This is a genomic window from Agrobacterium sp. YIC 4121, assembly GCF_002008205.1.
GTDB lineage: Bacteria > Pseudomonadota > Alphaproteobacteria > Rhizobiales > Rhizobiaceae > Agrobacterium > Agrobacterium leguminum.
Window position 1 is genome coordinate 341953 of record NZ_MRDI01000027.1, and the last position, 13143, is coordinate 355095.

Consider the following 13143-nt stretch of genomic DNA (forward strand, 5'->3'; position numbering starts at 1 on the left):
TGCACCTGCCCTTCGGTTTACCAGATCTTGGCAAAGATCGTGCAATCGCTGGTTTGCGGCTGGAACGAATGACGCATTAGGGGGCATTTTGTGAACGACATCCTCAAGACGCTCGACCTGATTTACGAAGCAGCCTTCGTGCCGGAACGGTGGCGAGAGGTGCTGGATGTCATGGCGAACGGCGCCGGTGGCCATGGCACAGCGCTCTTCAACACCGGCAAAACGGCTGCGCGGTCCCTCGCTTCGGACTCGCTTGCCGACCTCACTCAGAAAATGGTGAACGAGGGCTGGCTCGGCCGCAATTCGCGCGCTGCCAGGCTGCTGACCATCGAGCACGAGGGTTTCATCAACGAGGCGGATTATTTCACCGCCGAAGACTACAATTCCCAGCCAATCTTTACGCAGGTGATGCAGCCGCTCGGTTATGGCTTCGGAACATCCACCTTCATTACCGCCCCCAGCGGCGACCGCATGATTTTCGCGGTGGAGAAAAAAGCGGCGACAGGGCCTGTCACCACTTCCGCCATCCTCTATCTGGACAGCCTTCGGCCGCATCTCGCGCGGGCGGCGATGATGTCCAGCAGACTGGAATTCGAGCGCGTCCGGGCCGCAACCGAGGCCTTGCAGATCGCCGGTCTTCCCGCCGCCGTTCTTCGGGCCGATGGCGTGGCGCTTGCCGTCAACGACCTGCTGGAACGGATGTCACCGCGTATAGTGACAGCGGCTTTCGACCGAATTCGGTTCCAGCATGCCCCTGCCAACAGTTTTTTAGCCCGGTTGCTCGAACGAAGCCGGGTCGCTCACAGCGGTGCAAGCGGATCGCTTCCCTTGCCTAGGGTGGAGGATCATCCTGCGGCCGTCGTCCATGTCGTGCCCGTGGAAGGCGGCGCGCGCGATATTTTCACCAATGCGGCGTTGTTCATGATCATTACGCCTGTCGACCGCCAGCGCCTGCCTTCCGCCGACATCATCAGGGGCCTGTTCGATCTGACGCCAGCCGAGGCGAAGGTGGCGCGCGAACTGGCGACGGGAAGCGATGTCGCCGCCGTGGCCGACCATCTTTCCGTCGGCAGGGAAACCGTCAGATCGCATGTGAAAGCGATCCTGTCAAAAACGGGAATGTCTCGTCAGGCGGATTTCATAGCCGCTATTGCGAGCATCAGAACCATCGAACAATGACGGACCTGCTTCTGCCGGAACGCGCCGTTCCAAAAGACCGGCAATGGATGGCGGCGAGCACGAGAAGAACGGCCAGCGGCCACAGGAGACACAGGATAAAACCCAGCAGTCCGGCCAAAGTCACTTTTCCGCTTCGGCGTAGCTGTTCCCTCAGCGTCTGACAAGCAAAAAACGCCGCGACGAGTACATAACCGGCAACGCCGAAAACTTTTGCGGCAATATCGAACTCGCCCATGAGTTTTATCTTTCCATCCTGCAATGACGGCACAAGTCGCATAACAGGGCGGCGCATTCCTCCCCAATTCGGGGGACACAGGATAAAGAAATATGTGGGGTCGCCCCGATGACAGCGGAAGAACAGGCACGCACCTGTTCCATGCAGTTTTTCTCATGAACCCTTCACGGAAATGAATTGGCCGCCACTGTGGCGATCCGTTATAAAACGCTATCCGAACAATTGGCGGTACTCCCCATGGCACTCGACAAATCGCTCCCGGCCCAGGAGGGCGGCGACAGCGCGCGCGGTTTTGCTTTCGCGCTTTCCGCTTATCTGCTCTGGGGGTTTCTTCCCTTTTACATGAAGGCGGTTGCGCATATTTCGCCGATCGAGGTCATCGTCCATCGCGTCGTCTGGTCGGTGCCGATTGCGGCGGTCGTGCTGATTGCGCTCGGACGCACGGCGGAAATCAGAACCGCGCTCAGAACCCCCAAGATGCTGGCAATGGCCAGCCTGACGGCCATCCTCATCAGCATCAACTGGGGCGTCTATATCTGGGCGATCGGCGCAGGCCGCGCGCTCGATGCCGCGCTTGGCTACTTCATCAATCCGCTGTTCAGTATTTTCCTCGGTGCGGTTCTCCTCAAGGAAAAGCTCTATCCGGCGCAGATCGCCGCCATCGGCCTCGTGGCGCTGGCGGTGGCCATCCTCACCTGGCATGCGGGCAGCCTGCCCTGGGTGTCCATCGCGCTCACCGTGTCCTGGGGTTTTTACGCCTTTTTCCGCAAGACTTTGCCGATTGGCGCGACGCAGGGCTTCCTGCTGGAAGTCATGCTTCTGTCCATCCCCGCCGTGCTGGTGATGATCTGGCTTGCCTTCAACGGACAGGCGCATTTCATGGGCGGCAATTCCGCCGATACCTGGCTTCTGGCGACAAGCGGGCTCATCACGGCCGTGCCGCTCATCCTCTATGGCAATGGCGCGAAACTGCTGCGGCTGTCGACCATTGGCATCATGCAATATATCGCGCCGACGATGATCTTCCTCATCGCCATCTTCGTCTTCAAGGAGCCGTTCGACATGGTGCGCATGGCCGCCTTTGCGATGATCTGGGTGGCGCTGGCGATCTATACCGGCTCCAGCCTGCTGCGGCTCAAGCGGTAGGCTGCGTTATCGTGGTCACCTCTCCCCTCATTGGGAAAAGGGATCTCAATAATTCGCCAGCAATCGCGGATTCGCATCGTCGTTAAAGACGGGAAATCACCGAAGGATCGCCTTCCGGCTTCTGCTGCGCCAGCGCCCGGTCGATGATGGCGGGCACGATATCCTTCACCTCGTCGATGACGAGCGGGTTGAGAAGATGCGCGCGGTGGATAAAACCCTGGTCGCGCATGTGCTGCACCAGTTCCAGCATCGGGTTCCAGAAACCGTTGATATTGGCGAAGACCATCGGCTTGGCATGGCGGCCGAGCTGCGCCCAGGTCATGATCTCGACGATCTCCTCCAGCGTGCCGACACCGCCCGGCAATGTCACGAAGGCATCGGAGCGCTCGAACATCATATGTTTGCGCTCATGCATGTCCTTGGTGATGACAAGCTCGTTCAATTGTCCGAGAGAATGGCGCGTCGCCTCCATATCGACCAGAAATTCCGGTATGATGCCGGTCACTTCGCCGCCATTGGAAAGAACGCCGCTGGCAACTGCGCCCATGATGCCCTTGGTGCCGCCGCCATAGACGAGGCGAATGCCGTTTTCGGCAATGGATTTCCCAAGCGCGCGGCCCGCTTCCATATGGGCCGGATCACGTCCGGGCTGGGAGCCGCAATAAACGCAGATGGATCGAATCGCTGTATTTTTGTCCGTCATGAAGGGAAGGAACTATGTGCGATGCGGCACGTCAAGAAAATTTGGGAAATCCCTTGCAAATATGGCCTTTTGGCCACTCGCCGCTTGTCTGGCGCAAGGTAAGACGCTAGCAATCTCAACTCGTGTGAAAAGCTTGAAATACCCGGAGATTCCAGGATGAAAAACAATAAGGCCGGTTTGCTGGCGCTGATCGTGCTGGGCGTTGCGTCCCTGCTCATGATCTTTTTCGTCCTGCCGCGGATTTCAAACGACGGCAAACCGATCGGCGACGCCATCAACGAGGCCGGCAACGCCGTGAAGAACAGCGTTGAAATGGGCGCAGACAAGGCGGGCGACATTCTCTCCGACGCGGCCGAGGAAACCGCCAATATCGCCGACAAGGTCGGGCGGCGGGCGGCTTCCGCTACCCAGTCGATCAAGGATCTGACGACGCTTTTCGCCGATAGCAAGGTTCCCTCCGACGCCGATTTCGCGGCGGCGCGCAAGAAGGTCGAGACCTCGCTCAAGGAACTGACGAATATCGAAATTCCAGAGTCGCTGGACGAAACGACGTCGCGCCTCATCACCACCGCCCGCACGGCCGCCGAACGCACCACGGCGTTCCTGCGCGGCCTGCCCGACAATGCGGCGGCGGCGGCAGCACAGGTGCGCCGTCTGGCAGGCGTTTTCGCCGGCACCGACGATGGCGCGCCCGAACCGGCAAAGCCGGCCGCAGCACCCGCCGATGCGGCACAATCGTCTGCCGCCACGCCGACTTTCGACGTGCTGCGTGTCGAGCCGGACGGTTCGGCCGTGATTGCCGGCAAGGCACAGCCCGGCGCAAAGCTCGAAATCTTGAGCAACGGCAAGGTGGTCGCCCAGACGACCATCGACGGCACCGGCGATTTCGCCGCCGTTTTCGACAATCCGCTTCCCCCGGGCGATCACGAGCTGGTGCTGCGTTCGACCGATGCCAGCGGCAAGGCGACGCAATCCGAAGAAGTGGCCACGGTTTCCGTGCCTGACGGCAAGGCGGGAGAGCTTCTGGCCATGGTTTCCAAGCCCGGCAAGGCAAGCCGCGTGCTGGCCATGCCGGAGGCGGCTCCGCCGGCGCTTCAGCCGCAAGCCGCGCCGTCGCAACAGCCCGCGGCAACACCTCAGCCCAGCGCCAACACCGCTCCCGCACCGCTCGCCGGTACTGCGGCCCCGTCCGCTGCGGCCCCGCTGACGTCGAGCGTCCAGGTCACTGCCGTCGAGTTCGAGGGATCGAAGATTTTCGTCGCGGGCTCCGCACCTGCCGGTTCAACGGTGCGTGCGCTGGTCGATGACAGGGAAATCGGCAAGAGCATCACGGAAGCCTCCGGCCATTTCGTCGTCGAAGGTGATGTCGATCTTAGCGTCGGCAGCCATATCATCACCGTCGAGGAACTGAATGCCGACGGCACCGCGAAGGTGCGTGTGCGCGTTCCCTTCGAGCGGCCGCAGACCGACCAGGCAACCGTCGCCATGCAGACGCCGTCCGCTTCGTCGTCAGCGACCGCGACCGCAGCGCCGGCCGAAAACCAGAGCACGGCAAGCGACCGCGCCGCTTTCGAAAAGCTGCGCACCGATGTCGCCAAGGCCTTCGGCATTCTTTCCAATCTTTACAAGGATCAGCCTACGCCGGCGCTCGATCAGGCCATTGCCGGCCGCTCCGCCGTCGTCATCGGTCTCAAGTCGCTTTCGGAATTCCGCACCGCAGCCGCGACCGAACCCGCCTTCACCGCTTTTGCGGGCGATATTACCGCCAAAGCGCGTCAGTTGCTGACATCGGTTGAAGCATGGCCGAACGATGTGGCGGCAATCGGCAAGGGTATTGCCTCGCTAGCAAGCCGCCTTGCCGAACTCCACATCACGGCACCTGCTGCTCCCGCGCCACAGGCGCCCGCCGGCACGCAGACCTTCGAGCAGGCGCCGCTAGCCGAGAGCCAGAACAGCGTCATCATCCGCCGTGGCGATACGCTGTGGCAGATTTCCCGTCGCGTTTATGGTCAGGGCGTGCGTTACACCACGATCTACCTTGCCAACGAAGATCAGATCAAAAACCCCGATCTGATCGAGCCCGGCCAGATTTTCGGCGTGCCGAAAGAGGCGCTGCCGAATGCGGAAGAACTTCACCGCAAGCGGCTGAAGAGCGGCTCCTGAGCATTTGGAGCGTTGCGGTGAACCCGCAACGACCCTATCTGTGACACGCGCGGCGGCTTGACCAAAGCCGCCGCCCTGCTGTCGGCTTCCGGCAGTGACCGGAGCGAATGATGGCCACGAAGAAAAAAACCATTTCGGCGGATTCCAGCAATCCCACCCAGACGCTGATCAATCTCTGGCCCTATATGTGGCCGGAAGGGCGGTGGGACCTGAAGATGCGGGTGATCTGGGCCACCGTGTACCTGGTCGTCGCCAAGCTGGTGCTGATCTCCGTTCCCTATTTCTTCAAATGGGCGACCGATGCGCTGAACGGCCGGCTGGATATGGCCGGGCTTGTTCCCGCCTTCCTGCTCGGCGCCGTCGCGCTGGTTATCGCCTATAATCTGACGCGGCTGATCCAGGTCGGGCTCAACCAGCTGCGCGATTCGCTTTTCGCCAGCGTCGGCCAGCATGCGGTGCGTCAGCTCGCTTACAGGACCTTCGTGCACATGCACCGGCTTTCTTTGCGGTTCCATCTGGAGCGCAAGACCGGCGGACTGTCGCGGGTCATCGAGCGTGGCACCAAGGGCATCGAAACCATTGTCCGCTTTACCATTCTCAACACCGCGCCGACCTTTATCGAATTCCTGCTGACGGCGATCATTTTCTGGGCCTCCTACGGTTTTTCCTATGTGCTCGTCACGGTCATCACGGTCTGGGCCTATATCTGGTTCACCGTGCGGGCCAGCAACTGGCGTATCGGCATTCGCCGCGCCATGAACGACAGCGACACAGACGCCAATACCAAGGCGATCGACTCGCTTCTGAATTTCGAAACCGTCAAATATTTCGGCAATGAGGAGATGGAGGCGCGGCGTTTCGACGTCGCCATGGAGCGTTACGAAAAATCGGCGATCTCGATCTGGACCTCGCTCGGCTGGCTGAACTTCGGCCAGGGCGTGATCTTCGGCATCGGCTCCACCGTCATGATGGTAATGTCGGCGCTTGCCGTGCAGCGCGGCGAACAGACCATCGGCGATTTCGTCTTCGTCAATGCGCTGTTGTTGCAGCTTTCTGTGCCGCTCAATTTCATCGGTTTCGTCTATCGCGAAATCCGCCAGGGCCTGACCGACATCGAACAGATGTTCGATCTTCTGGAGGTGGAGGCGGAAGTCACCGACAGGCCGGATGCGAAACCGCTCGCAGCCGGACCCGGCGCGATTTCCTTCCGCGACGTGCATTTCGCCTATGACCCCGAAAGACCGATCCTAAAGGGCGTTTCCTTCGACGTGCCGGCCGGCAAGACGGTGGCCATCGTCGGCCCTTCGGGTGCGGGAAAATCGACGATCTCGCGGCTGCTTTATCGTTTCTACGATATTCAGGAAGGCTCCGTCACCGTCGACGGGCAGGATATTCGCGATGTGACGCAGAAGAGCCTGCGCTCGGTGATCGGCATGGTGCCGCAGGACACGGTGCTTTTTAACGACACGCTCGCCTACAACATCCGTTATGGCCGTCCCTCAGCCACCGACGAGGAACTGAGGGCGGCCGCGGATGCGGCGCAGATCAGCGCCTTCATCGGCAAGCTGCCGGAGGGTTATGCCACCATGGTCGGCGAACGCGGCCTGAAGCTTTCCGGCGGGGAAAAACAGCGCGTGGCGATTGCCCGCACGATCCTCAAGGCGCCGCCGATCCTCATTCTCGACGAGGCGACTTCGGCGCTTGATACGCATACGGAACAGGAAATCCAGAGCGCGCTCGACATCGTCTCGAAGAACCGCACGACGCTGGTTATCGCCCACCGCCTTTCCACCGTCATCGGCGCGGATGAGATCATCGTATTGAAGGACGGGCAGATCGCCGAACGCGGCACGCACAGCTCTCTGATGAGGCAGAACGGCCTCTACGCCTCGATGTGGAGCCGCCAGCGCGAGGCGATCCGCGCGGAGGAAATGCTGCGCCATGTGCGTGAAACCGACGATCTGGGTGTCATCGACCGCGGGGAACCCGCCCATTGATGGCTGTACCCCGGGGTAACAGGGCCAACGGGCGCACCCCACCATTGCCGGGCGGCCTTTTTGGCTGTAACCAGCTAGGCAAAATTTGTCGCATTGCCGTTTGGATCGTGTCGTATCGCGACCATATAGACGCGACAGACGGAAACCGGAGCAAGGAATCTCATGAATCTGTTCGACACCATTCGCAACACCATCGTACCGATCCACAAGGAAGGTTATGTCTTTGTGGCGGCCTTCTTCGTCGCATCGCTGGTGCTCGGCTGGATCGCCGAACCGCTGTTCTGGGTCGGTCTGGTGCTGACGGCCTGGTGCGCCTATTTCTTCCGCGATCCCGAGCGCGTCACGCCGCAGGATGACGACCTCATCATCAGCCCGGCCGATGGCAAGGTTTCCGCCGTGCAGAGCGTCGTTCCGCCGCTGGAGCTGGAACTCGGCAAGGAGCCGCTGGTGCGCATCTCGGTGTTCATGAACGTGTTCAACTGCCATGTGAACCGTTCGCCGGTACGCGGCCGTATCGTCAATGTCGCCTACCGTCCCGGCCTCTTCCTCAATGCCGAAGTGGACAAGGCTTCCGAAGACAATGAGCGCAACGGCCTCGTCATCGAGACATCGCACGGCAAGGTCGGCGTGGTGCAGATCGCCGGCATGGTTGCACGCCGCATCGTCTGCTGGGTAAAGCCGAATGAACCAGTCGATGCCGGTGAGCGTTTCGGTCTTATCCGTTTCGGTTCGCGCCTCGATATCTTCCTTCCCGCAGGTTTCGAGCCGCGTGTATCGGTCGGCCAGACGGCGATTGCCGGTGAAACCGTGCTCGCCGAATTCGGCTCCGCCAAGGGTCCGGTCGTCAGCCGCCGCGGCTGACGGAAACAGGAAGGGCATGCGCATGGAAACGCCGATCGCCGAGCCGCAACAGAACGGCAAACCCGAGGGCCGCAGCGATAGCGGCCGTGGACCGCGGCTGAGGGAAATTCCCTTTCGCCTCGTCGTTCCCAATCTCATCACCGTTCTGGCCATCTGTGCGGGGCTGAGCGGCGTGCGTCTCGCCATCGAGGGGCGGTTCGAGCTGGCCGTCGGCATGGTGCTGCTGGCCGCCTTCCTCGACGGCATAGACGGGCGCATCGCCCGCATGATGAAAGCGACGTCCAAATTCGGCGAGCAGATGGATTCTCTGGCCGATATCGTCAATTTCGGTGTCGCCCCTGCGCTGGTGGTCTATGCCTACCTTCTCGATCAGGCACGCTCTATCGGCTGGATCGCCGCCCTCATTTACGTCATTGCCGCCGGCCTGCGTCTTGCGCGCTTCAACGTCATGATCGAGCGGCCGGTGAAGGCGCCCTGGCAGAATGAGTTCTTCGTGGGCGTTCCCGCCCCGATGGGCGCCATGCTGGTGCTGCTGCCGGTTTATCTCGGCTTCCTCGGCGTCGAGCCGGACAAGCCCTTCGCCTATGTCGCCGCCGCCTATACCGTGCTGATCGGTTACCTCCTCATCAGCCGCCTGCCGGTCTGGTCGGGCAAATCCGGCACCAGCCGCATTCGCCGCGATCTGGTGCTGCCGATGATCCTCGTCGTCGTGCTTTATGTAGCGATGCTCATGAGCTTCACCTGGGAAGTACTGGTTCTGACGGTTGCCGCCTATCTCGTCTTCATTCCCATCAGCGCCCGCCTCTGGCATCGCCGCTACGGCACGCTGACCATCGAGGAAGACGGGCATGACGATGCCAATGGCGGCAACGGCCTCGATCGCGGTATTTAAAACCGCAGGTTTATTTTTTCTCGCACAAGCCGGCGCAGGATGTGACGCAAAATGTCGCAGCCTGAAAAGCCGGCTTCGTTTTTCTTCGCCTCGAATCCGTCAAGATTAGCCGCGAAAGAAGTGGCTCACACGCATCGCAACGGCGATTGGCGTGAATTGTGGAGAGAGAGAAATGACGAACGAGACGAAGGCGCAGCCGCAGGCGAAGCCCGACCTCAACAGCCACTACCGCCCGCTCGGACTGAAGGCCGTTGCGGCCGCAGCCCTGATGCTGAAGCGTAAACCTGCCGCCAAAACCGCCTGAAAATATTCGGTTTTTTGATTTTTCGAATTTTGCGGACTGTCCGGAAAACGGAACGTTCCCAACGGAAAATCGACAATCACGCGGCGCCTTTTCCGGGCGCCGTTTTTGTTTCAAGCACTGCCGCTAAACTGCAGAGCGTCAGTCTTTCATAAAATCCGCGACCTTCTGTAACGAAGCTGCAACGAAAGTGTAGTAAAAATCTCGCCTTCCACAAGAAGGCTATACGAACACCGACGTATAGATTAGTGAATACAAAAGAACTTTTCTATTCCGCATTTTTTTCCACAACAATGCATAAGCCGGCTTTCGAATCCGCAGACACGCGGATGACGAATATTCGGCGTTGAGGAAAGATTGTGAAGACAGGCCAGGGGGGCTTGGGACGGCCATGCAGGATAAAATCCTTCTGATTGAAGATTCCGTTGCTCTTTCCATGCTGCTGAAGACGCGGCTTTCGGAAGAAACGGAAGCCGAGGTCGTCCATTGCGACAGCATGGCCGCAGCCGATACCCTCATGCAGGCCCATAATTTCACGCTGGCGCTGACGGGTCTCAACCTGCCCGATGCGCCGAAGGGCGAGATTCTCGCACTTCTATCCGAGCGCAAGGTGCCGGCCATCGTTTTCACCGCCACGGTGGATGAGGAGGCGCGCAAGCGCTACGCCGAAAAGAAGATCATCGATTACATCGTCAAGGACGGTCATCGCACCGTCGATGCGGTGGTAAGAACCGTCCAGCGGATTTTGAACAACAAGCTATTCTCCGTTCTTGTGGTCGATGATGTGCGCGCGGCACGGTCCGGCCTCGTGGAAATTCTGGAGCGGCAAAATTTCAGGGTCAGCGAGGCCCACTCCGGCAAGCAGGCGCTGGAAATCCTGTCGCAGAACCCGACGATCCAGCTCGTCATCACCGATTATCATATGCCTGACATGGACGGTTATGAGTTGACGCGCCGCATCTGCGACAGCCGCTCATCCGAAGATTTGCGGGTGATCGGCATATCGTCCTCCACAGACCGGTTGCTTTCGGCAAGCTTCCTGAAGGCTGGCGCCTCGGATTTCGTCTACCGCCCCTTCGTGCCGGAAGAATTGCAGTGCCGTATCGATAACAATATCGAGACGTTGAAGCAGCTCAAACGCCTGCGCGAACTGGCCGAACGCGACCATCTCACCGGCCTGCCGAACCGCCGCTCCTTCTTCGAGCGCACGCGGGCGCTGATGGATGTCATCAATGGCAATGACGAGAGCGGCGCCATTGCCATTCTCGACATCGACCATTTCAAGAAGATCAACGACACGCTGGGCCACGATGCCGGCGACAGGGCGCTGAAAAAGCTGGCCGAACTGCTGCATGACATGTGTGACGAGCAACGCCACATTCCCGCCCGTCTGGGCGGCGAGGAGTTTGCCGTGTTCCTGCGCGGGCTGGATGCGCACGCCGCCTATCAGTTCTGCGAGGAGCTGCGCGGACAGGTGGAAAAGAACGGCCGGCAGCTGAGCGGTAGCAGCCTCGCCCTGACGATTTCGCTCGGCGTCGTGGAGATCGAAAAGGGCGAACCCTTCGACAACCAGCTGAATGCAGCGGACCAGCTGCTCTATCTCGCCAAGGCGAATGGCCGCAACCGCGTTTATTCCGACATCATGATCCAGGAAGGCCTGCAGAAGATCGGGCGGAACGGCTGAGTTTTCTGAACAAGATAGTCTTGCGTGGGATCGAGCGCGTGCCGCTTGTTTCTTCTCCCCGCCGGGGAGAAGGTCGCGGCAGCGGGATGAGGGGGCAAGCTCTCCGCATCTCTGTTCCGTAGCCCCCTCATCTGACCCTTCGGGCCATCTTCTCCCCGGCGGGGAGAAGAAATATGCGGCGACTTCCAGCTCAAACGATTATGCGCAAATGCGCAGACCATTCTTCAAAACAATGACATCTGCCCTTCGTCCTTTGCCGGCTTGATCTTCGCCAGCGGCGCGCTTTCCGGCACCGGCTCGATCAGATCCGCACCGACATTGGCGACCTTGTTGACCTTGTCCGATACCGGGATCATCTCGAAAAAATCATCCTGAACCGGCCGCATCAGATCGGCGACCTCGCGCGGCTCCTGGGTCTTGCAATCCAGCCACCGGCTGAAATCCTCGGGCGCGATGACAACAGGCATGCGGTCGTGAATGCGGCCGATCGCGGCATTGGCGGCGGTGGTGAGGATCGCGCCGGTATCGACCTCCGAGCCATCGGCGGAAGACCAGGTTTCCATGAGACCGGCGAAGGCGACGATGCCGCCGCTTTTGGGGCGGATGAAATAGGGCTGTGGTTTGCCGCCCTCCTCCTTCGGCGGGCGTCGCCATTCGTAAAAGCCGGTGGCGGGAACGAGGACGCGGCGATGGCGCATGGCGGCGCGGAAGGAGGCCTTGCCGATGGCGGTTTCCGACCGCGCATTGATGAGCAGCGGAAAATCCTTCGGATCCTTCACCCAGCCGGGTAGAAAACCCCAGCGGACCAGCACGGCCCGGCGATTGGGCAGGTTGCTGCCGCGCTCCGGTCGCTCGCCCTCCATCACGACCAGAATGGGCTGCGTCGGCGCGATGTTGAAACGGGCGGGAAAATCCTCAAGGCCGATCAGATCGAGATAATCGGCGATCTCCTCCGGCGTCGCCTTCAGCACGAAACGTCCGCACATGCATTTCTCCTCAACCCCTTGGCCCGAACAGGATGATGGCGGTGCCGGCAAGGCAGACGACGCCGCCGGCAATATCCCACCGGTCCGGCGCATGGCCTTCCACGCTCCAGAGCCAGAAGAGCGAAGCGGCAATGTAAATCCCGCCATAGGCGGCATAGGCCCTGCCCGCCGCCTCTGTCGGCACCAACGTCAGAAGCCACGCGAAAGCAGCCAGCGCCACCATGCCGGGCAGCAATATCCACCCGGTCTTGCCGAGTTTCAGCCAGGCCCAGAAGGAAAAGCAGCCGGCAATTTCGGCAAGAGCCGCCAGGACATAGATAAGATAGACCTTCATTCCACCGTCTTTAACATGCACAATCGCGCCAGTTCCGGACTATAAGCATCGGCACGGAAACCGGAATCAATTTTTCCGAGCCATGTACCACTATAGACAGGCCGGCAACGGCCGAAACAAGCGAAACCATTCATGACTCTCCGTATCAAGCCCCGCCCCGCCTCCTCCGCCATCGTCAGGAACGGCGACCGGCTGCTTCTCGTGCGCCGCATCAACCCGCCTTCGAAGGACATGTTCGCCTTTCCGGGTGGTCGCGGCGAAGACGGCGAAACGCCGGCCGAAACGGCGCTGCGCGAATTGCACGAGGAAACCGGCATCGTGGCGCGCAAGCCGCAGCTTTTCGCGACATACGATCTTCCCTCCCGCGACGCCGAAGGGGTGCTGACGAGCCATTATTTCCTGTCGGTCTTCACCGTGGAAACCGATGCCGATCCGCTCGTGACTGTCGGTGACGATGCGGCGGATGCGGGCTGGTACACATTGGCGGAAATCCGCCTTCTGCCGGCGCCGGAAAGCGTCGTCGAATGCGCCGAGCGCCTGCTTGCATGATTGCCAGCCAGCCAGAATCGCTATTATCTAGGGCCGATCCGCCCGCCGGATGGTCGCGAGCCAACAGTTCACGAGCCAATAGTTCACGAGTATGTGTGGGGCAGAATAGAATT

The 13143-nt window shown here is 60.5% G+C and carries 13 protein-coding genes; 9 read left to right on the forward strand and 4 right to left on the reverse strand.

The window, feature by feature from the left end; all coding sequences use genetic code 11:
• Positions 1 to 90: 90 nt before the first annotated feature.
• Positions 91 to 1179, forward strand: a complete 1089-nt coding sequence (locus BTE54_RS23320) for a LuxR C-terminal-related transcriptional regulator (RefSeq protein ID WP_065654108.1) — start codon at positions 91 to 93, stop codon at positions 1177 to 1179.
• On the opposite strand, the gene BTE54_RS23325 is transcribed toward BTE54_RS23320, so the two are convergent.
• Entirely contained in the window at positions 1160 to 1414 is a 255-nt protein-coding gene (locus tag BTE54_RS23325) for a hypothetical protein (protein ID WP_065654109.1), read from the reverse strand. The two genes, BTE54_RS23320 and BTE54_RS23325, sit on opposite strands and share 20 nt — an antisense overlap.
• A 237-nt stretch (positions 1415 to 1651) precedes the next feature.
• Between BTE54_RS23325 and rarD the strand changes: the two genes are divergently transcribed.
• The gene (gene rarD / locus BTE54_RS23330) at positions 1652 to 2560 is read left to right on the forward strand and encodes an EamA family transporter RarD (RefSeq protein WP_035237103.1); all 909 of its coding nucleotides are present in this window, start codon (positions 1652 to 1654) and stop codon (positions 2558 to 2560) included.
• An 82-nt stretch (positions 2561 to 2642) separates the two neighbouring features.
• Here rarD and BTE54_RS23335 read toward each other — a convergent pair whose 3' ends face one another.
• Positions 2643 to 3263 carry a TIGR00730 family Rossman fold protein gene (locus BTE54_RS23335; protein WP_078054106.1) on the reverse strand — a complete coding sequence of 207 codons (621 nt, stop codon included), beginning with the start codon at positions 3261 to 3263 and terminating at the stop codon, positions 2643 to 2645.
• A gap of 156 nt (positions 3264 to 3419) precedes the next feature.
• Here BTE54_RS23335 and BTE54_RS23340 point away from each other — a divergent pair, with 156 nt between their 5' ends.
• From BTE54_RS23340 to BTE54_RS23360, 6 genes are all read left to right on the forward strand, one after another.
• A complete protein-coding gene (locus BTE54_RS23340; protein ID WP_078054107.1) occupies positions 3420 to 5426 on the forward strand; it encodes a LysM peptidoglycan-binding domain-containing protein in 2007 nt (668 codons plus the stop codon).
• A gap of 110 nt (positions 5427 to 5536) precedes the next feature.
• A complete protein-coding gene (locus BTE54_RS23345; RefSeq protein WP_078054108.1) occupies positions 5537 to 7423 on the forward strand; it encodes an ABC transporter ATP-binding protein/permease in 1887 nt (628 codons plus the stop codon).
• A gap of 162 nt (positions 7424 to 7585) precedes the next feature.
• Positions 7586 to 8284: a phosphatidylserine decarboxylase gene (locus BTE54_RS23350; protein ID WP_003520681.1), complete on the forward strand. Its 699-nt coding sequence runs from the start codon at positions 7586 to 7588 to the stop codon at positions 8282 to 8284.
• Between the two features lie 22 nt (positions 8285 to 8306).
• Complete coding sequence (gene pssA / locus BTE54_RS23355) at positions 8307 to 9176, forward strand: CDP-diacylglycerol--serine O-phosphatidyltransferase (protein WP_059753142.1); 870 nt, start codon at positions 8307 to 8309, stop codon at positions 9174 to 9176.
• Positions 9177 to 9348: 172 nt separating this feature from the next.
• The gene (locus BTE54_RS25465; protein WP_003496883.1) at positions 9349 to 9480 is read left to right on the forward strand and encodes a hypothetical protein; all 132 of its coding nucleotides are present in this window, start codon (positions 9349 to 9351) and stop codon (positions 9478 to 9480) included.
• 388 nt (positions 9481 to 9868) lie between these two features.
• Positions 9869 to 11161, forward strand: a complete 1293-nt coding sequence (locus BTE54_RS23360) for a PleD family two-component system response regulator (RefSeq protein ID WP_078054109.1) — start codon at positions 9869 to 9871, stop codon at positions 11159 to 11161.
• Between the two features lie 224 nt (positions 11162 to 11385).
• Here the strand turns inward: BTE54_RS23360 and BTE54_RS23365 are convergent, their stop codons facing one another.
• Both BTE54_RS23365 and BTE54_RS23370 read right to left on the reverse strand, forming a co-directional pair.
• Positions 11386 to 12147, reverse strand: a complete 762-nt coding sequence (locus BTE54_RS23365; protein WP_078054110.1) for an SOS response-associated peptidase — start codon at positions 12145 to 12147, stop codon at positions 11386 to 11388.
• A gap of 10 nt (positions 12148 to 12157) precedes the next feature.
• The gene (locus BTE54_RS23370) at positions 12158 to 12481 is read right to left on the reverse strand and encodes a YnfA family protein (RefSeq protein ID WP_078054111.1); all 324 of its coding nucleotides are present in this window, start codon (positions 12479 to 12481) and stop codon (positions 12158 to 12160) included.
• Between the two features lie 132 nt (positions 12482 to 12613).
• Here BTE54_RS23370 and BTE54_RS23375 point away from each other — a divergent pair, with 132 nt between their 5' ends.
• Positions 12614 to 13030 (forward strand): NUDIX domain-containing protein, encoded by a 417-nt coding sequence (locus BTE54_RS23375; RefSeq protein ID WP_065654116.1) that lies wholly within the window; start codon positions 12614 to 12616, stop codon positions 13028 to 13030.
• Positions 13031 to 13143 lie beyond the last annotated feature (113 nt).